Consider the following 18,315-nt stretch of genomic DNA (forward strand, 5'->3'; position numbering starts at 1 on the left):
CGGCGCCGAATTAGCGTTTGGTCATCCGGGGTGCTCTGAGGTATCCAGTGATGGGTTGGGCATCAGAATAGGAACCAGTGTTTAGAGGGCGACGTGCACACTCGCTGCACACAAATTTCTCCCATCTTTCGGTTCTGTTTTGGCGAAGAGGCGAACAGGGCATGCTGTGATGCGATGGCCTCGAGGACCTCCTGCCAGGTTGCAGCCCGCCACCCCTCGATGCTCCGGCAGGCAGGCTCTTTGACAGCCTGCTTCTTCTGTCTTTGTTGTGGTTTACGCTCGGCCAGCAAGAATGTTCAATGCGTAACGTGTGTGTCGTCGTTCGCCGGTTCTTATTAGTGCACCCTTCGCAACGAGGTCCTGCAAATCTCTTGTCGCTGTCGCGCGGGATGCCTGAGTGATGGCGATGTAATTCTCGGCGCTGAGACCGCCCTTGAAACCATCTATACCTTCGCGGAACATCCGGGTGATGACCTTTTCCTGCCGCTCGTTGAACTGACTGCGGTAGCGTTCGTAAAACTTGGCCTTGGCGACGGAGAATTCGACACGGGCAAGCGTTACGCGCTGCGCTTCAAGGATCGTGTTAGCGAAGTAAAGCAGCCAATCCGTAATCGCGTTGCTCTTATTGCTGGCCTCCAGATTGTCGTAGTAGGCCTTGCGGTGGCATTCAATGGTGTACGCCAAAGCGATGAGACTGGGCTCACCCAGGCTTTGCGCCAACGCCTTTTCGCAGAGGGCACGCCCTATGCGCCCGTTGCCATCCTCGAACGGGTGAATGCTCTCGAAATAAAGGTGCGCGATTCCGGCACGCGTCAGCGCCGGAATCGGTATTTTGCCTTTGGGCGCGGTTTCGTTGAACCAAGCCGCGAAGGCGTCCATTTCGGTCTTCACCCGGGCCGACGGCGGCGCTTCGAAATGCACTTTGGGCTTATCCAGCCGATTGGAAACGATTTGCATGGCATCGGCATGCTGGCGGTAGCTGCCGATGCTCTCGATACGCCGCTCACCCGACATCACCATCTTGTGCCAGGCGTAGAGGGTGCGGTGCGAGAGTGCGTCGGCAAAATGCAAGTAGACATCGGCCATCATTTCAGCGATGCCGCGCTCGGCCGGCGGAATGTGCCTGGTTTCGCTTCCCAGGCCAAGTTGCTGGCGTAAGGATGATTGCAAACTCTCGCGGTTGAGGTATTCCCCTTCAATCGCGGATGTCTTCAAAGCCTCTTCGCTGATAAGGTCGATGCGGATTTGGTCGCGATCGTCGGCACCGACATGACGAAAGACGCCCAGGAACTCGCCCGATCGCAACCGGAACTCGCTTTCCAGCGGTTCCAATACCTTCTTATCGTAGGTAAAGTGCGGCCAGTCAGCCTGCTCCCAATTCCATACCATGAGTTATAGAGCACCTTTCTATAACTCATGATGCCCCGAAAGGTGAGCTATAGCAATCCTCGCTATGCCTCAGAGTCCTGTCGGATACGTCAACAATTGGCAAACGTGTCGGGGTTCGAGTCGTAGACCGCCATATCGCAAGACCCACTAGAGGAGGCGTTCTTTTGCTATCGTCGGCAAGCGGCCTGACAACAAATCGAGATCGAGCACCACGAGCTTGAAATTGCGAGTCAGGACAATGATGGAGGGGACGGAGTGAACGAAAAAGACAAGAAATTGCAAAGCTTAGGACACAGTCGTTGGGTCATGCTGTACCGAATGCAGTATGTGCAGGCGATCAATTGGCGAACCTAGAGATTTAACCTGGCTCCCATCATTTCGAACCCGAAAGATTTTGACTCATCGGTGACTTCCGCCGCCCGCGTTTCCGAATGACCGCAATGCGCCGCATGTCCGTCGTTGAGCAGACCATAGCCGGATCCGAAACGCAGACATCCGAGTGAACAGGCGAGACGCACGTCTGCGCCACTTGCGGACCCTTCCCAGTGATGCTGCGAAGGTCGCGTCTCTGACCCTTTGCAGCCCATCGGTCACAGCTTGGGGATGTCCGGGCAAGGTAGTGAAAATATGGCCTCTGTCAAAGGTGCTGATACGACAGACACGCCAGTCGCGGAATTGGCGACCGGGATCTGAACCGAAGGCGCTACCCCGGACGCGAACCGCTCGGTATTCGCGCGAGACGCTAAAAAGACACAGTTGTGACCGCGAACGCGGCCGGCTGCCGCCGAGCGGAAGGGTTGAGGCGGTGCGACCTACGGCCCCCTCAGCCGATCGCCTTCTTGAAATTGGCGAGCGCCTTGTCCCAGTTCACCACGCTCCACCATTCCTTGAGGTAGTCGGCGCGGTGGTTCTGGTACTTGAGATAATAGGCGTGCTCCCAGACGTCGACGCCAATCACTGGATGAGCCCCAAGCTCGAGCGGCGTGTCCTGGTTGGCTATGCTGACGATCTCAAGCTTCTTGTCCTTGTTCACGACAAGCCATACCCAGCCGGATCCAAAGCGGCCAAGGCCAACCGCCGTGAGCTTTCGGTCAGGCCCGCATAGCTGCCGAAGGTGCTGCTTATGGCGGCGTTGAGGTCGCCACCGGGCTGGTTGGGTCCCCCCGGCGTCATCAGCTCCCAGAAGTAAGTGTGATTCCAATGTCCCCCAAGATTGTTGCGCACGCCGCTGCGCACGCCTTCCGGGACCTTGCCCAAATCTGCCAGAATAGCCTCCATCGGCGTGCTGGCGAGCTCAGGCCAAAGTGGCATAGGCATTCACGTAAGCGGCGTGATGACGGTCGTGATGGATCATCATCGTGGTCGCGTCGATGTGCGGCTCCAATGCGTTGTTCGAGTAGCCAAGCGGCGGAAGCTTGAAGGGTTCGGTCGCCTGCGCCAAGGCCGCGGCGCCTAACAAGCTTGTGTTGGCTGCGGCGGCCGATGCTCCGGCGAGAAATAGAAGGCTCTGACGCCTGTTCATGAGGTAACTCCGGGTGAAAGTGGAACGCTAGTGCTGCATGCAATCGTTGCGACCCCAAGCATCGCTTCGCGAAATTCCCTTAGGTAGTCAGACATTGTTCCCATCAGTGTTGAACGAGATAGGTTTCAATCCTGCCGACACCTGCCAGTTCTACATTGCAGCGCGGTTCGAGCTTCCAGGAGGTGCGCAGGGCCTGCTTGGTTGCCTCCGAAATCTGCATGCGGTCGGCCACGCCCTGAGACTCGAGCCGGCTTGCAATATTCACGGTCTCACCCCAGACGTCGTAGACGAATCGATGCCGGCCGATCAGGCCCGCGATCACCGGTCCCGTGTGCACGCCAATGCGGATCCGAAAACTATCGTTGCCCCACGCTAAGGGCTTCAACGCGTCCAGCATCGATTTCCCCAGTGCCACGATCCTGTCGGCATGGTCAGCTGCCGGTTCCGGAACACCGCCTGCAGCCATATAGGCGTCTCCGATGGTCTTGATTTTCTCCACGGAATGCTTCTCCGCCAAGACGTCGAACGTGCTGAATAGCCCATCGAGGCGCTTGATCAGGTCCGCCGGCGGCAACCTTGCCGCTATGCTCGAGAAACCGACAATATCGGCAAAAAGGATGGTCACTTCATCGAACCGGTCGGCAATGAACTCTTCGCCCCGTTGCAGCCGTGCCACGATCTGACCGGGCAGGATCGCATGGAGAAGCGAGTCAGCCCGCCGCTTCTCCGCCTCGATCCGCTGAAGATACTGGTGCTCGCGGTCGAGCCAACGTTTCTTCTCCAAACTCGAGTTGATCCGGGCGCGCAGCAGGACCGGATTGAAAGGTTTAGGCAAGTAGTCGTCCGCCCCCGCTTCGATGCAGCGGACCACCGCGTCCACTTCGTCCAACCCCGATATCATGATGACAGGGATATGCCGCCATCGGCGCTCCGCTTTCAATCGCGAGAGCACCTCGATGCCGTTCATGTCCGGCATCAGGAGGTCAAGCAGAACCAGGTCGAACTCGTGTTCCGCGAGGTGAGCCAGCGCTGATGGACCGGACTCGGCAGTGACTACCTGATGACCGTCACGTTGCAAGCGGCGCGAGAGGAGACCGCGGTTGCTGTTGATGTCGTCGACGACAAGTATGCGGCCACCGTGGCCGGAGCTTGCGTCGTGCTCTGCCTTGATCAGTGCCCGTTCGAGCCCTGCCGCATCGATCTCAGCCTGATCCGTGGTCCGCGGTTCCTCGCTGCCGGGTGCGCGTGAGAGGCCGGCAATTGCATCGACATGCGCCAACAACTCGGCCGCCGCGGCGAGCATCACCGTGACATCCTCTTCCAGCGCATATTCGCGCAATTCTTCGGCTTCTTCACGAATCATTTCGGAATAGCCGATGATCGCGTTGAGCGGCGTTCGCAAGTCATGGCGCAGTTTCGCCTCGATCTCGGCCCCTGCCCGGTTCTCATTATCGGCTTTGCCGTGGATCAGGCTGTTGATCAGGCTATTCAGTTCGCAAGCAGCGGCGCCGACCTTCTGTAGGTCGGGTGTTATGTGGACCAGACCGAGGCTCTGTACCTGTTCGGTCAGCAACTCCTGAAGTCCTGAGATTGCCCGCGCCGGTCCGGCGAGCTGCTGTGCCAGATGGACGGCGATCGCATGCCGTTGGAACTTGTTCTTGGCAGTCATATTTTCATACCGTCCGCCCGAGCCTCATCGATTCGCGGCGAGCAATTGTTCAATTTTCCCGACAAGTCGCGACAGTTCCACCGGCTTACTATCGTAGTCATCGCAGCCGGCCTCGAGCGCCATTTCGCGATCGCTGGCCATCGCGTGCGCAGAAAGCGCAATGATCGGGATCCCGGAGGTGGCCGGATCAGCCTTGATCCGCCGCGTCGCCTCCCACCCGTCCATGACCGGCAAGCTCATATCCATGAGGATGAGATCGGGCCTTTCCGAAACGGTGAGTTCCACCCCCGATTGTCCGTTTTCCGCAATGAGGACTTCGAACCCACGCCGCGACAACCGTCGCGAGAGCATGTCGCGGTTCAATTCGTTGTCTTCTACGAGAAGGATCCTCGTCATCTTTGGCTTCCTTCAACTATAGGGGCGCTTCCGCAATCGGCGTTGCCGGCACCCGTCGACTCAAGTGGGAAGATCTGGCGCTCGAGGGCCTCGACCAACTTGGACCGACTGTTTGCGCCCTTGGTCACAACCGAGACCGCCCTGTCGCGAAGCCATTTGAGTTCGTCCGCCGACAAATCCTTCGAAGTTACGACGACGACCGGAATGTTTTGCAGTTCGGGCACCTGCTGCATCTCGTTCAGCGTCTGGAACCCGTCCATTTCGGGCATCAGCAGGTCAAGCAGGACCAGACGCGGCAGCAATCGCTTCATCAGCTTGAGGCCCCGCAAGCCATCGCTTGCCTCGTGAACCCGCCAACCCTTCTTGATCAGGATACGCCGAAGGAAGTCGCGCGAGGCTTGATCGTCGTCAATAACAAGCACATCGCGGTTGCCGCCGCCGCAAGCCTCTATCGTTCGAATAAGCCTCCGGGTGTCGATCGGCTTCGTGAGGTATTCGACCGCACCGAGTGAGAGGCCGAGTTCGCGATCTGCAAGTATCGTCGCAAGGATTACCGGGATCTCGCAGAGCTCCTTATCGCCCTTCAGTGAGCGCAGCACTGACCAGCCGTCCTGATGCGGCATGATGATGTCGAGAATGATTGCGGCCGGGCGATGCGCTCGCGCTGCGGCTATGCCTTCCTCGCCGCTTGCTGCTTCGATCGATGCCAGTCCCGCCTCTGCCAAGGCCTTGGCGATGAGAGTTCGGGCGGCTGGCTCGTCATCTATGATCAGAACCGCCTGTTCCGACGGCCTCGACGACGGCGGCTCGGCGGGTTTCTGCTCGCCAGGTTCTTCGTTGTACTCGGCTGGAATCTCCATTGTGAAGGTCGAGCCTTTTCCGAACTCGCTCTTGACGGTTACGACGCCTCCGATCATGCGGCAGAAACTCCGGGTTATGCTGAGGCCCAATCCCGTCCCGCCATAGTTGCGAGTGGTGGAGGCGTCTGCCTGCGTAAAAGCGTCAAAGAGCCGTTCTTGCTGCTTTGGCGTCATCCCGATCCCGGTGTCGGATACTCTGAATATCAGCCAGTCGCCGTCCGATCTCCTCTCGCGTCGAATCGCCAGCGTTACACGGCCCCCCTCGGTGAACTTGGCTGCGTTACTGAGGAGATTGAAGAGGTTCTGACGCAACTTCGTCTGGTCCGAATGCATCTTCCCGAGGTCGCCCACGAGGTCCAGAACGAAACTGTTTCGGTTTTTCGCCATCAGTGGCGCGACTGTGGCCTGGACATCGCGCAACAAATCGGCGACGTCGAAAGTCTCCAGGAAATTTGCCATCTTATTTGCCTCGATCTTCGACAGATCGAGGATGTCGTTGATGAGCGCGAGGAGATGGCGACCGGCCCCGGCGATCTTTTCCACATCTGGCACGAACTCGTTCATTTGCTGGCCGCTCGCCTCTTCGATCAGCATCTCGCTGTAGCCAATGATCGCGTTCAGTGGAGTGCGTAGCTCGTGGCTCATGGACGCGAGAAAGCTGCTCTTGGCTTCATTTGCCGCTTCAGCATGACTCTTGGCCCGCTCGAGTTCGACCTCTCTCTGCTTCAGTTCCGTGATGTCGGTGTAAATGGCGACGGTCCCGCCGTCAGGCGTCTTTCGTTTGCTGACGCGGACCCAGCGTTCTCCGAAGCGACCCTCGTGGACGAAGCCTGCCGGATCCTTCTGGATGCGCAGCCTCTTCGCAATCCACTCCTCCGGCGACGCGCCCTCAAGGTCGACGTGCCCGCTCGCCAAGCGTCTTTTCAGAATATCCTGAAGGCTTTTCCCAGGCAGATCAGTTCGCTCATTATCGGGAAAGATTTCGCAGTATTTGCTGTTGGCAAGAAGGACCTTGTCCTCCGAGTCGAACAGGACAAATCCGTCAGAAATCGCCTCGAGTGCCGCTCCGATCGTCCGTCTTTGCCGCTCCGCCTCATCTTCCAGTCTTTGCTTTTCAATTGCGCTCGCCCGGAAAAGCCGAAGCGTCCGCGCCATCGCGCCGAGCTCGTCCCCTCCCTCTGCCTGTATTTCGACGTCGTAATGTCCTTCCGTCAGATTTCCGATCACCCGGTTTAACCGCCGCAACGGGCCGACGATCGAGCGAAGGACAAGGATGGTGAGAAGCGACCCGATCGTCACCACGATGGCCACCAGAACAGCAGCAGTAGTCGCCGTTTTCTGGGTTTCCGTTACGACCTCGTTCCGGGCGGCTTCTGCCTCGGCGCTCGCTCGTTCAACGAGTTTGTTAAGCGCAGCATCCACATTTGCGCTGTGGGTGCGCGCCTCGGCGAGGAGAGTGTTGCCGATGATGCGGTTGTCTTGAGTATAGCTGTCTGCCGCCTCTAACGCTGTTTTGACATAGGCATCGATCTCAACGCGGATTTCCCTGACCGCATCCGGTGATGATTTCGAAAGGCGGTCCAGGTGTGCCAGCAGTCGCTCGCGCGCCTGCTCGGCATTACGCTGGGAATTCATCAACAAGCTAACCGACAGGTCGGTCAGCCAGTATCGCAATTCGCCGAATGTTACGTGCGCCGCAGCCGCAGTGGACGCGGCGTCGAAAAATGCCTTGGTCTCCGCGGTTCGATCTGCACTGCGATAAAGTGCCTGTGTGAGAAAAATGGAGGATACGATGAGGCTGATAAGGCCGGCCGCTGTCAGCGCAGCTATGCGCGCCGAAATCGGTAGATTCGCAAAGCGACGTGTAGGGGGCCTCGCCGGCGCCGAAACCGCTTTCACTCGGTGCGGTGATTGTTCCAAAGCGCTCATTTGAACAAGACGATGCTGATCGCGCCTCCCAGATCGCCCGCTTTGCCGCCCTCCTTTGGATATCCTGTCACGTCGATCTCGCCCTTCGGCTCGCCGTGACACGAAAGACAGGAGCCACTATAGTATTCGGGCAGCAGCATTCGAAATGCCTGGCGTCCATCCACCCCTGTGACTTCCGTATAGGCTTTTCCCTTCGCTCTCTGCGGATCTAGCAAGACGCTTTTGATGATCTGTGCTTCCCAGGCGTCCGGAAGCGATTTGCGGTTGCGCACGAGTTGCTCTGGCGCAGTCACCCGCACCCGAGCTTCGTTGCCGGCCTTGGCGGCGAACTTGTCATTCATCAGACGCGCAAACACGGCTGGCACGAACCCTTTGAAAGCGGTTCCCGGGCGGTTGATGTTATCTTGCTGTTCGTTCACCACCTCTCGCATCGCCTCAATCTGGGCCTCAAGCAGACGACGGTCGCGCTCAGTCAATTCGCCGGAAAGCGGGTCGTGACCAGTGTGTTTTGAGTAAGCGGCGATGGCCTCTCTCGCAATGCGCTCACCGTCGAGGTGCTTGTCGCCAAGAGCAGGATCATTGATGAGCGTCTGATAGTTCGAGATGATGCTTCGCCCCGCCCGGAGCAATTCCGCGAGTCGCGTTGCCGTCACGACATCGTCGGTAACTCCCGCTCCGATGGCCGACGACATGACGAGCGCGCCGCCGACAAGAACAGCGGCAATGAAAGTCCGCGTCAACGCTGACATGGCGGACATTTCCGTTTCCCTTCAAGGAAGGTCTTTGGGTCTCTATTAGCATAACACGATAAAAGGCGGGGACCCAGCGACAAACTTCGAAGCTCAGGGAAGGAGCGAACGAAATACTCGGCGGCCGTTCGAAGCGTCACTGGCTTGTAACCCATCCCCGCCCAACGTCCGCTACCACCCCATCGCCAACCCACAGTTTCGACGACTTCAGCCACTGGGGTGCTGCAAGCATGGCGACCACGGGCATAGCGCCGAACGGGCGCCTGATGCGTCAACCAGGTTCTCCCACCTAAGATTGTGACAATGAGGTCTTGTTCAACGCTGTTGGCTATCGCCGAAGACCAGCGAGTGAAGGGCCCGGTGTCGAGGCCAAGCCAGATCATTGCGGCGCCTAGCACCACAGCTAGGCCAGAATACAGAATTCTATTCCAGGCATTGCGGCTGACAGCGCTACAATTGGCCATTTTCGAGAGGTTGGAAACGGCCCCTCATCATTGCGCCATTTGACAATCAGCCGCAACGGCTGCTGAGTTCGTTTCCGGCATCGAAACGATTGCGCAAACGTTTCGATTGCAGTATCCTTCGCTCAATCCGCCAATTACAAGAGCGGATGGCAAACGCAGCATAGGGAGGAGCGCTTGCGAGCACCCCATTTGAGCCGCCATGCCGACAATGGCTGAAGTGGCGCGCCGCGCGGGCGTGTCGGTTTCGACCGTGTCGCATGTGGTCAACCGCACCCGTTTTGTATCGCCCGAGAAAGCGAAGCTCATCAATGACGTGATTGCCTCGATGGGCTATCAGCCCAATGAGCTGGCACGGTCCCTGAAGGTCTCGACGACCAACAGTGTCGGCCTGGCAATCTCGGCAATTTCCAATCCCTATTTCACCGACATCATCTGCGCAGTGGAGGCCGAGTGCGCGCGTCTGGGCCTCATGGTTTTTCTGTCCGACACCCAGGACGACCCGGATCGCGAGCTTTCGGTAGTTCGTGCTTTCCATCAGCGGCGGGTCGACGGCGTTATTCTGGCGCCATCGGGGGCGCCGCTGCGGGCGATCGACTATCTGGCCGAGAAGAAGCTGCCCTGCGTCTTGATCGACCGCTTGGCCGACGAGCGCTTCGACCAGATCGGCGTTGAAAACCATTCGGCAATGCGAGCCCTTATCGATCACGTCGCCTCCTTCGGCCACAAGCGGATCGGCTTCGTCGCTGGCCAGCCGGGCTTGGCGACGACCCGCGAACGCGTCGAGGCGTTCCGGTCCGCCCTGGCCGCCAACGGACTTGACTGCCTGCCGCACTATTTGTCGGTCGGGAACGTCGACACCGCGTCCGCGACAGCATCTACCCGCGTCATACTGTCTTTGCCGTCGCCACCCACGGCCTTGGTCACCGGCAACAACATGACGACGATCGGAGCAGTCCGCGCGATCCGCGAAATGGGCCTGGCGATACCGGGCGATCTTTCGCTCGCCGGCTTCGACGACTTCGAATGGGCCGATTGTTTCGAGCCGCGGCTGACGCTGGTGGCGCAGCCTTGCGCCGAGATCGGCCGGCAGGCGGCCGCTTTGCTCAGCGCTCGCATCGCATCCTCCGCGACGGAGCCGCGCACCGTCCGACTCCAGGCCACGCTTCATGCCCGCCAATCCTGCGCGAGGCCGAGATGAGCGCGCCGCTGCTTTCGGTCACCGGCGCGGTCAAGTGCTTCGGTGGTGTCCAGGCTCTGCGCGGCGTCGATTTCGACCTCAAGGCCGGTGAAATCCACGCCCTTCTCGGTGAGAACGGGGCCGGCAAATCGACGTTGATGAACCTGCTGTCGGGCGTCTACGCGGCGGACGAAGGCACGATTGAGATCGACGGCAAGCCAGTGCGCTTCAGCAATCCACGCGAAGCGCAGGGCGCCGGCATTGCCACCATCTTCCAGGAGCTCGATCTCGTACCGACGCTCGATGTGGCGTCGAACCTCTTCCTGGGCCGCGAGCTAATGCGCCCGGGCGGCTTGCTCGATGTGGCGGCGATGCGCCGCGAGGCCCACAGGCGGCTGGAAGCGATCGAACTCGCCATTGACCCGGCACGACTGGTCGCCGATCTCTCGATCGGCCAGCGCCAGGTGGTGGCGATCGTCAAGGCGCTGTCCTACGCGTCGCGCGTGCTGATCATGGACGAACCTACGGCCGCCCTGACGGTGGGCGAGGTCGAAAGGCTGTTCGACATCATGCGCAAGCTCGCAGCCAGCGGCATCGGCATCGTCTATATCTCGCATCGGCTGGAGGAAGTGCCCGAGATCGCAGACCGGGTGACGGTGATGCGCGACGGGCGCGTCGCCGGTGTCACCGAGCCGCACGCGCCGCAAGCCGAGTTGGTGCGGCTGCTGGTCGGGCGTCCGCTCGACGAGCTTTATCCCCAGCGCGCTAAAGCAGTCGGCCGGGCACTGCTCAGCTTGCGCGATGCAAGCTTCCGGCTTGCGCGCGACAGTGCCGGCTGGCAGGCCCCGACAGGGCTTTCGCTCGATGTGCATGAAGGGGAGATCGTCGGACTGGCCGGCATCATGGGGGCAGGGCGGACCGAACTTCTCAGCGCGCTTTACGGCACCGGCCTCTCCGGCCACTGGGAGGGCGACGTCGCCCTCGACGGCCGTCAGGTGAAGCTCAATTCGATCAGGGCGGCGCGAGCGGCCGGCATCGCCTTCGTCACGGACGACCGTCGCGGCAGCGGCCTTATGCTGAGGATGGCGGTCGGCCTCAACCTGGTCATGTCGGTGATCCGCCGCCTCTCGCCGGCCGGACTGATGTCGCCGGGCCGGCAGGCGGAGGCGGTGAAACAATCCTTCGGTCAGTTCGACATCCGGCCAAAGAACCCCGACATCGCCGTCGGCGCGTTTTCGGGTGGCAACCAGCAGAAGGTGGTACTGGCCAAGGAAATCTTAGGCAATCCGCGTCTGCTGCTGCTCGACGAACCGACGCGCGGCGTCGATGTCGGTGCCAAAGGCGAGATCTATGCGCGGCTGAGGCAACTGGCCGCTCAAGGGTTGGGCATTCTGGTCGCCTCCAGCGAAATGCCTGAGCTGATCGGCCTTTGCGACCGGATCGTGGTGCTGCGCCAGGGGCGCAATGTGGCGGAATTCATCGGCGGCATCGACGAGCACACGGTGCTGGCCGCAGCAAACGGCAAGGAGGCCTGATGTCTGACGAGACGACTTCGGTTGCAGGCGGCCCGTTGGCGGCAGCGCCCGTGCATCGCGATCCGCTCGCTTTGGTCGTGCGCTTCCAGAGCTTGATCGGCCTGGTGCTGGTGGCGATCGGCGGCGTCATCTTCTCGCCGAGGCGCCATGGCGAGATCCTGTTCCTTGCGCCTGACAACATGGCCAACATCGTGCGCGCGGTGTCTGAGACCGGCATCATTGCCATCGGCATGACCTTCGTCATCATCACCGCCGGCATCGACCTTTCAGTGGGCGCCGTGCTCGGTCTCTCCAGCGTGGTTACCGCAACGATGATGATCTCCGGCGGCTTCGGGCTTATCCCGACCGTCCTCGCCGTGCTGCTGATGGGCACCGTCTTCGGCATGATCCAGGGCATGATTTCCAGCCGCTTTCGCCTCGAGCCGTTCATTGTCACGCTCGCCGGCCTGCAGGCGGCGCGGGGTCTCGCGCTGGTCGTTTCCGGCAACCAGTACATCAACATTTCCTACGGCGAAGGTCCCGGCCTGGCGCCACCTGTTTTCGCGGTGCTGGGCGAGCGTCTGTTCAACAACACCGTGCCGGTGGCGACCATTGTCTTCATCGTCTTCGCCGCCATTGCCACCTTGGTACTGAACACGACGCGCTTCGGCCGCTATGTCTTTGCCGTCGGCGGCAACGAGCGGGCGGCGCGTATTTCCGGCGTGCCGGTCTCGGTGGTCAAGATGTCAGTTTATGCCATCACCGGCTTTGCCGCCGCCCTTGCCGGCATCGTGCATGCTGGTCAATTCAACTTCGGCAGCGCCAATGACGGTATGGGCTATGAGCTCACCGCGATTGCCGCCGTGGTCATCGGCGGCACCAGCTTGTTCGGTGGGGCCGGCTCTATGGTCGGCACCGTCGCCGGGACTATCATGCTCGGCGCGCTCGCCAACATCCTTCAGCTCAACAACATTACCCCGGCCATGCAGTTGCTCGCGACCGCCGCGATCATCGTGCTGGCGGCAGTGCTTCAATCCCTTGTTCGCCGCCGCGAGGGTTTGGGCAGATAGCAGGCAGACGGCGAGCAAGTGGAAGGCGTTAAAACCAAGGTCTGGCCGCAGCGGCCCCAAAAGGAGGAGAGAGAGCATGAGAACCATAGAACGAGGATCGTGGCGTGCCTGGCGGCTTGGACTGCTCGCCGGCACGTGCCTGTGCATGGCGGGCACCGCAGAGGCCGCCGACCCTATGGTCAAGGCCTGCGCCAAGGACGGCCAGTTCATCATTGGCTTTTCGCAGGCAAACAACGCCGAGCCCTACCGCCAGCATGTCAATGACGAACTGAGCGCGGCGGTCAAGGAAGTGTCTCAGTTCACGCTGCAGATCGCCGATGGCGCCGGCAACGTCAACACGCAGACATCGCAGGTCGACAACTTCATCACTCAAAAAGTCGATCTGCTCTTGATCTCGCCCTTCGAGGCAGCGCCCCTGACCCCGGCGGTGAAGCGCGCGATGGATGCCGGCATTCCCGTGATCGAGCTAGACCGCAAGACGGTAGGCGACCCAGGTAAAGACTACACCGCCTTCATCGGCGGCGACAATTACAAGATCGCGCTCGAAGCGGGCAAATACACCGCAAAGACCCTGCTCCCGGAAGGCGGCGAGGCAGCCGTGCTTGAAGGCCTGCCAAGTTCGACGCCGGCGGTGGAGCGACTCAACGGCTTCAAGGATGGTGTGAAGGAAAATGACAAGATCCAGGTGGTGGCCGAGCAGGCCGCCGACTGGGTGCCCGACAAAGCTCAGACCGCTTTTTCTGCCATGCTGCAAGTGCACCCCGACATCAAGGTGCTCTACGCCTCGAACGACATGATGGCAGCCGGCGCGCTGCTTGCAGCCAAGGGCGCGGGCAAGCAGGTCAAGATTATCGGCACCGACGGCCTGCCGGGCCCAGCCGGTGGCATCGAGGCCGTGGCCAAGGGCGACTGGGCGGCAACCTTCACCTACCCGACCGGCGCCAAGGAGGCGATCGAGATGTCGAAGAAGATTCTGCTTGATTGTGCATCGTCGGTGGAGCCGACGGTGACGGTGGCCACGACCGCGATCACGCCAGAGAATGCCAAGCAGTTGATGGGGAAATGAGTTCAGAGCAAAAGTTGACAGGACAAGGCCCCCGTGAGGGGCCTTGTTGCGTATTGGGAGACGCCATGCAGCGCACGCACCGTGCCGAAGAGCCTGCCGATTCATCGCCTGGGAAATTAGCTAGTCTGATGGAAGGGTGGCACGCGCCGAATGAATAAGTTGTCCATGAGTAGATAGATTGCCGGCAACCGGACTTTCGCCAGGGCTCACGCCGGCCGATAGATCTGCGCCACCGCGCCCCCGGAAATGCCTTCGAGCTTGTCAGCTTGAGAGACATCGGCGCGGCGACTTCGGAGAACAGCGGCAGGCCTTTGCCCAGCGCCACGGGCACCACCATCAGGGCGAGCTGGTCGACCAGTCCCTGAGCGGCGAGACTGCGGGCAAAGCTCACTCCGCCGTGCGCGATGATCGGCTTGCCCTCTTGGGCTTTTCAACTTCCCGATTTCCTCCGCCATGTCACCGCTCGCCACATAGGCCTCCGCCCAACTTTCACCACCGGGCTGCAACTCCGCAAGCTGTCCTGTTCCCGCATTGACGGCGCGCGCCTCATCCAGCGCTGCCGTCGTGTTCGGAGCTGTGCAAAGACCGGTTCTCGGGGCGCCATGCGCTTGGAGCTTGAAACCAGTCGAAAAACGCCATATGTTTTGCACAGTAAATGCGGCTGTTAATATGACAAGGAACTCCATGGGGCAGGTCCTCAAGAAATCCGTGCAGAAGGAACCCCTGGTTTTGTCCTATATGGACCGGGCCGGGAAAATTGCCGTTGACCAGGTGGCCGACAGCTTTGGAATGTCCAAGGCTCAGTTGGCTCAGACGGCCGGGCTTGCCCGCGAAACCCTCTATCGGCTGGAGCGCAGCCGAACGGCCAAGACGCAGGGCCGTCTGCGCGAGATGCTCGAGATCATCAGCCGCGTGACGGATTGGGCGGGAGGCAAGGAACAGGCCATGGCCTGGTACCGAGCCCAGCCGCTGCCGGCATTCGGTGGACGGACCGCCGAAGCCCTCGTGAAGGACGGCAAGGCCGCTGCTATTCGCGACTACCTCGATCACATGGCCTTGGGTGGCTTTGCTTGAGGTTTGTCGGAACCTGCTACCGGGCGCATCATCCACGTTGGGCATTCAAGCCGAGTTCCGGTGATGGAGCGGCGATCAGGGGCGCTCGATTCAATCCCAAAGGTGTGCCCGCGCTATATCTGGCGCTGACCGTCATGACAGCTGTCAAGGAAGCCAACCAGGGCTTCGCGCATCGCATCGACCCCTGCGTGCTGTGCTCTTATGAGGTGGACTGCGAGGACATCACTGATCTGACAACCGAGCGGGGGAGGGGAGAATCTTTTGTCACGCTTGCGGACATGGGCAGCGCCTGGGCCACGGCTCTCAGCAACGGAGAGCGACCTGCATCCTGGTCCATCCATGACCGGCTGCGGCCTGAAGGCATCGCTGGAATTCTGGTGCCGAGTTTTGCTCCGGGCGCGGAGACGGAAGACCGCAATCTGGTGCTATGGTACTGGGGCCCCGATCTTCCGCACAAAGTGAACGTGTTCGATCCGAGCGGTCGGTTGCCGAAAGACCAGCTGTCCTGGCGATGAAACAGGCCTGGAGGCTCCGGGGCTGCCCGAATGGCAGAAACCAGTCTGTTGGCGCTCAGGGTGAAGGCGTTCGCGCGAACCTGAGCGGCGGAATAACGGCAGAGGAGGGGTTTTTTGCCTCGAGGTCGGAAGCCCTGGTCAGGTTGATGCGGAAGCGATGTCTGCGGCGCTGACAGCGGCGGGTCATCTCCGAGGAGGTATGGCCGAGCTGTTTTTGCACATCGCGTTCGTCGACCTCGGCCGACGAGGCGAGGTCAGCGCGCAGCGAGTGGCCGGCGAATTTGACGATGCGGGCTGGCTCCCACGCCCTGCATCGCCAGCGACCGATCGGGAGCACCTGCTGCTCTGTCTAGGTGCAGAATAGGAGCCGCGTCTACAACTGCTCGCGGCGCCAATGGCGCCCAAAAGGCATTCGTCGACGAAGCTGGTGCACGACGAGGCATTGAGCATCCACGGCCTGCGGCGCCTCTACGCGTTGATGACCCGAAGCCGCCTTACGCATCGCCTGTTGACCCAGGCATATCTTCTCTGTCCGCACAAAAGGCATACAGTGGTATAAACAAGAGATATCGTCGGTTTCCAATCTGATAACCGGATGAAGGGAGTTGAGTGATGTTCACGAACAGCAAACGTTTTTCGCGCCGTCGGTTCCTCGGCGTCAGCGCCGGCGCCCTCGCAGCCGGCCCGTTGGGCCCGTTTGTGCGAGCGGCACGCGCGCAGGTGACGACATTCAAGGCCGGCGTTATCACCTCGCTGTCGGGCGAGAACATCCTCGGCGGCAACCTGACCAAACGCGGTTACGACCTATGGGCCGAGGCCATCAACGCCAAGGGTGGGGTTGAAGTCGCCGGCGAGCGCTTCAAGGTCGACATGTTCTACGGTGACGACCAAAGCAACCCCGCGACCGGCGCCGATGCCGCCGAGCGCCTGATCGTCCAGAACGAGGTCGACGTGTTATTCGGCCCCTACACCAGCGGCTCGACTATCGCCGTGCAGCCGATCTGCCAGAAGTACCAGGTGCCGATGATTTCCGGCTCCGCGGAATCGCCAAACGTCTGGAAGGCCAAGCCGGAATTCAACTTCGGCATCATCCCGGCCGTGGACACCACTGCGGGCAAATCGCTAGCCGTGCTGGCGAAACTGTCTAACCCCATGGCCAAGACGATTGCTGTGATCGGCGTCAACGAACCCTTCTCGAAGGAAACCGGCGAAGGTTTTCGCGACGGGGCCAAGGAGGCCGGATTGGAAGTCGTCGCCTACGAATTGGTGCCGGCCTCGGGCGACCTTACCCCCGTCATCTCCAAGATCGCAGCGCTTAATCCCGATATCGTCGCCGTCGGCGGCCATGAGGAGCCGCTCATCAATGTCGTCAAGACGTCCAAGTCGCTGAATTTCCGGCCCAAGGCGCTGATAATGCACTATGGCGTCACCGACCCGGCCTTCGCCCAGGCGCTCGCCACGGACGCCGACGGCACCTGCGGCGTCTCCGTGTGGCTGCCGTCAGTTCCATATAAGGACGACCTCTTCGGCACCGCAAAGGAGTTTGCCGAGATGGCGCAAAAGAAGTCCGGGCACGAGCCCGACTATACCGAAGCGGCCTGCGCGGCCAGCGGTCTCGTTTTCGGCGATGCCGTCAAGCGGCTTGGCAAGAAGCCGGGGCTCACGCCTGAAGACAGGGTGGCTCTTAAGGACGCGATAGCCGCGACCGACATCCAGACCTTCTACGGACCGATCAAGTTCGAGAAGGAAGGCATCCACTACCACGACAACGTCCAGCCGGTGCCGGTGCTGATCCAGATTCAGGGTGGCAAGACCGTAGCGGTGGGGCCGAAAGAGGCCGCGGCAGCGGACCTCACCTACCCGCTGCCAGCTTGGAAATAGCCGGTTCTGGGCAGGGTGCGGGCGGGCCTCGTCGCCATCACCCTTGCCCGGCGCAATGACGGTGGTTGCGCGTGCTCGGAAAATGACGGACCATGCTATCGTGTGTACGGCCGCTTTGCCGCGGCACTCCGCTCTTTCGTTGGCTGACGGACGGTTCCCGCGTTGGATCTATTCCTACAGACCTTGCTGAACGGCCTTCTGATCGGCGGCGTTATCGCCACTTTTACGATCGGTTTCCAGCTCGCTTTCGGCGTGCTGCACGTCATCGATTTCGCGGTGGGCGGCTGGGTCGTGCTGGGCGGCTATCTCGGCTACTACATGGGTGCCGGACTGGGTGTCGACGGATTCCTGGCGATCCCGGTGGCCTTCGTGCTGTTCGGCGCCATCGGCTATCTGATCGGGCCGATCCTCTACAATGTCCGCAACAGCCGCACGGCGCGGCCGGAATTGATGGCGCTTGCGTTGACCTTCGGCCTGTTCACGCTGCTGCGCGGCGGCATGCTGACCGCGTGGGGCTTCAATACCCACAGCGTGCCGACCGTGTTGAGCGGCGAGAGCCTCGCCGTCGGGCCCGTGACGGTGCCACTGATCCGCGTGGCCGCGGCGGTCTTCGCGATCGCCATCGCCGGCGGACTGTTCCTGTTCCTCTACCGCACCCGCTATGGGTTGGCGATCAGAGCGACGGCTGAAAACCGGCAGAACGCCGCACTGATGGGCGTCAACATCCGCCGCCTCAGCGCCACTGTTTACGGGCTCTACGCAGGCATCACTGCCATGGCCGGCGTACTAATGGGTGCAATCTTTTCAGTGAACCCGGAAGTCGGCCTGCGCTATACTCTGTTCGCATTTTTCGTGGCTGTGCTTGCCGGCTTGGGCTCCGTCGGCGGTGCCCTCGTCGCCGCGCTGCTGCTCGGCGTCATCGAAGCCTTCGTCGCGACCTATGTCGGGTCGAGCTATTCGCTGCTGGCGATCTTCGGCACCCTATTCCTCGTCCTTCTCGTGTCTCCGCGCGGGATCCTGCGGCACGGCTTGTGAGGCGG

At 60.9% G+C, this 18,315-nt stretch carries 17 protein-coding genes and 1 pseudogene; 8 read left to right on the top strand and 10 right to left on the bottom strand.

Going from position 1 to position 18,315, the window contains the following annotated elements:
• Positions 1–273: 273 nt before the first annotated feature.
• The 8 genes from NKH13_RS18385 to NKH13_RS18410 form a co-directional block, all read right to left on the bottom strand.
• The gene (locus tag NKH13_RS18385; protein WP_352913502.1) at positions 274–1,389 is read right to left on the bottom strand and encodes a Fic family protein; all 1,116 of its coding nucleotides are present in this window, start codon (positions 1,387–1,389) and stop codon (positions 274–276) included.
• An 823-nt stretch (positions 1,390–2,212) separates the two neighbouring features.
• Positions 2,213–2,422: a superoxide dismutase gene (locus NKH13_RS35645; protein ID WP_502914570.1), complete on the bottom strand. Its 210-nt coding sequence runs from the start codon at positions 2,420–2,422 to the stop codon at positions 2,213–2,215.
• Positions 2,419–2,667, bottom strand: a complete 249-nt coding sequence (locus tag NKH13_RS35650) for a hypothetical protein (protein WP_502914571.1) — start codon at positions 2,665–2,667, stop codon at positions 2,419–2,421. Before NKH13_RS35650 ends, NKH13_RS35645 begins: the two co-directional genes overlap by 4 nt.
• 16 nt (positions 2,668–2,683) lie before the next feature.
• Positions 2,684–2,911: a hypothetical protein gene (locus tag NKH13_RS35655; RefSeq protein WP_502914572.1), complete on the bottom strand. Its 228-nt coding sequence runs from the start codon at positions 2,909–2,911 to the stop codon at positions 2,684–2,686.
• A gap of 103 nt (positions 2,912–3,014) precedes the next feature.
• Positions 3,015–4,580 (bottom strand): adenylate/guanylate cyclase domain-containing protein, encoded by a 1,566-nt coding sequence (locus NKH13_RS18395; RefSeq protein ID WP_352913505.1) that lies wholly within the window; start codon positions 4,578–4,580, stop codon positions 3,015–3,017.
• Positions 4,581–4,604: 24 nt separating this feature from the next.
• Positions 4,605–4,976: a response regulator gene (locus NKH13_RS18400; RefSeq protein WP_352913508.1), complete on the bottom strand. Its 372-nt coding sequence runs from the start codon at positions 4,974–4,976 to the stop codon at positions 4,605–4,607.
• Positions 4,973–7,765 (bottom strand): ATP-binding response regulator, encoded by a 2,793-nt coding sequence (locus NKH13_RS18405; protein ID WP_352913511.1) that lies wholly within the window; start codon positions 7,763–7,765, stop codon positions 4,973–4,975. Before NKH13_RS18405 ends, NKH13_RS18400 begins: the two co-directional genes overlap by 4 nt.
• Complete coding sequence (locus tag NKH13_RS18410; protein WP_352913514.1) at positions 7,762–8,523, bottom strand: Tll0287-like domain-containing protein; 762 nt, start codon at positions 8,521–8,523, stop codon at positions 7,762–7,764. The genes NKH13_RS18405 and NKH13_RS18410 overlap by 4 nt, the downstream gene beginning before the upstream one ends.
• 654 nt (positions 8,524–9,177) lie before the next feature.
• On the opposite strand from NKH13_RS18410, the gene NKH13_RS18415 reads away from it, so the two are divergent.
• The 4 genes from NKH13_RS18415 (at position 9,178) to NKH13_RS18430 (ending at position 13,805) form a co-directional block, all read left to right on the top strand.
• Positions 9,178–10,176: a LacI family DNA-binding transcriptional regulator gene (locus NKH13_RS18415; protein WP_352913517.1), complete on the top strand. Its 999-nt coding sequence runs from the start codon at positions 9,178–9,180 to the stop codon at positions 10,174–10,176.
• Positions 10,173–11,690, top strand: a complete 1,518-nt coding sequence (locus tag NKH13_RS18420; RefSeq protein WP_352913520.1) for a sugar ABC transporter ATP-binding protein — start codon at positions 10,173–10,175, stop codon at positions 11,688–11,690. The genes NKH13_RS18415 and NKH13_RS18420 overlap by 4 nt, the downstream gene beginning before the upstream one ends.
• On the top strand, positions 11,690–12,739 hold the full coding sequence (locus NKH13_RS18425; protein WP_352913523.1) for an ABC transporter permease: 1,050 nt from the start codon (positions 11,690–11,692) through the stop codon (positions 12,737–12,739). Before NKH13_RS18420 ends, NKH13_RS18425 begins: the two co-directional genes overlap by 1 nt.
• Positions 12,740–12,815: 76 nt before the next feature.
• The gene (locus NKH13_RS18430) at positions 12,816–13,805 is read left to right on the top strand and encodes a substrate-binding domain-containing protein (protein ID WP_352913682.1); all 990 of its coding nucleotides are present in this window, start codon (positions 12,816–12,818) and stop codon (positions 13,803–13,805) included.
• Here the strand turns inward: NKH13_RS18430 and NKH13_RS18435 are convergent.
• Complete coding sequence (locus tag NKH13_RS18435; RefSeq protein WP_352464119.1) at positions 13,768–14,196, bottom strand: dihydrofolate reductase family protein; 429 nt, start codon at positions 14,194–14,196, stop codon at positions 13,768–13,770. The two genes, NKH13_RS18430 and NKH13_RS18435, sit on opposite strands and share 38 nt — an antisense overlap.
• Positions 14,197–14,489: 293 nt before the next feature.
• Between NKH13_RS18435 and NKH13_RS18440 the strand changes: the two genes are divergently transcribed.
• Both NKH13_RS18440 and NKH13_RS18445 read left to right on the top strand, forming a co-directional pair.
• Positions 14,490–14,879, top strand: a complete 390-nt coding sequence (locus NKH13_RS18440) for an antitoxin Xre/MbcA/ParS toxin-binding domain-containing protein (RefSeq protein ID WP_352464121.1) — start codon at positions 14,490–14,492, stop codon at positions 14,877–14,879.
• Positions 14,876–15,394: an RES family NAD+ phosphorylase gene (locus NKH13_RS18445; RefSeq protein WP_352464123.1), complete on the top strand. Its 519-nt coding sequence runs from the start codon at positions 14,876–14,878 to the stop codon at positions 15,392–15,394. Before NKH13_RS18440 ends, NKH13_RS18445 begins: the two co-directional genes overlap by 4 nt.
• A gap of 121 nt (positions 15,395–15,515) precedes the next feature.
• Here the strand turns inward: NKH13_RS18445 and NKH13_RS18450 are convergent.
• Positions 15,516–15,695 (bottom strand): annotated as a pseudogene (locus NKH13_RS18450) (integrase); the annotation flags it as partial.
• A gap of 311 nt (positions 15,696–16,006) precedes the next feature.
• Between NKH13_RS18450 and NKH13_RS18455 the strand changes: the two are divergent.
• Both NKH13_RS18455 and NKH13_RS18460 read left to right on the top strand, forming a co-directional pair.
• Positions 16,007–17,275, top strand: coding sequence for an amino acid ABC transporter substrate-binding protein (locus NKH13_RS18455; RefSeq protein ID WP_352464125.1), 1,269 nt, complete (start codon positions 16,007–16,009; stop codon positions 17,273–17,275).
• Between the two features lie 162 nt (positions 17,276–17,437).
• Positions 17,438–18,310, top strand: a complete 873-nt coding sequence (locus tag NKH13_RS18460) for a branched-chain amino acid ABC transporter permease (RefSeq protein ID WP_352464127.1) — start codon at positions 17,438–17,440, stop codon at positions 18,308–18,310.
• Positions 18,311–18,315: the final 5 nt, after the last annotated feature.

The organism is Mesorhizobium sp. M1348 (assembly GCF_040317925.1).
In the GTDB taxonomy this organism is placed as follows: Bacteria; Pseudomonadota; Alphaproteobacteria; order Rhizobiales; family Rhizobiaceae; genus Mesorhizobium.

Coding starts and splice junctions, on each gene's coding strand:
- NKH13_RS18385 (WP_352913502.1), bottom strand. CDS start 1,389: ATGGTATGGAATTGGGAGCAGGCTGACTGGCCGCACTTTACCTACGAT.
- NKH13_RS35650 (WP_502914571.1), bottom strand. CDS start 2,667: ATGGAGGCTATTCTGGCAGATTTGGGCAAGGTCCCGGAAGGCGTGCGC.
- NKH13_RS35655 (WP_502914572.1), bottom strand. CDS start 2,911: ATGAACAGGCGTCAGAGCCTTCTATTTCTCGCCGGAGCATCGGCCGCC.
- NKH13_RS18395 (WP_352913505.1), bottom strand. CDS start 4,580: ATGACTGCCAAGAACAAGTTCCAACGGCATGCGATCGCCGTCCATCTG.
- NKH13_RS18400 (WP_352913508.1), bottom strand. CDS start 4,976: ATGACGAGGATCCTTCTCGTAGAAGACAACGAATTGAACCGCGACATG.
- NKH13_RS18405 (WP_352913511.1), bottom strand. CDS start 7,765: ATGAGCGCTTTGGAACAATCACCGCACCGAGTGAAAGCGGTTTCGGCG.
- NKH13_RS18410 (WP_352913514.1), bottom strand. CDS start 8,523: ATGTCCGCCATGTCAGCGTTGACGCGGACTTTCATTGCCGCTGTTCTT.
- NKH13_RS18415 (WP_352913517.1), top strand. CDS start 9,178: ATGCCGACAATGGCTGAAGTGGCGCGCCGCGCGGGCGTGTCGGTTTCG.
- NKH13_RS18420 (WP_352913520.1), top strand. CDS start 10,173: ATGAGCGCGCCGCTGCTTTCGGTCACCGGCGCGGTCAAGTGCTTCGGT.
- NKH13_RS18425 (WP_352913523.1), top strand. CDS start 11,690: ATGTCTGACGAGACGACTTCGGTTGCAGGCGGCCCGTTGGCGGCAGCG.
- NKH13_RS18430 (WP_352913682.1), top strand. CDS start 12,816: ATGAGAACCATAGAACGAGGATCGTGGCGTGCCTGGCGGCTTGGACTG.
- NKH13_RS18440 (WP_352464121.1), top strand. CDS start 14,490: ATGGGGCAGGTCCTCAAGAAATCCGTGCAGAAGGAACCCCTGGTTTTG.
- NKH13_RS18455 (WP_352464125.1), top strand. CDS start 16,007: ATGTTCACGAACAGCAAACGTTTTTCGCGCCGTCGGTTCCTCGGCGTC.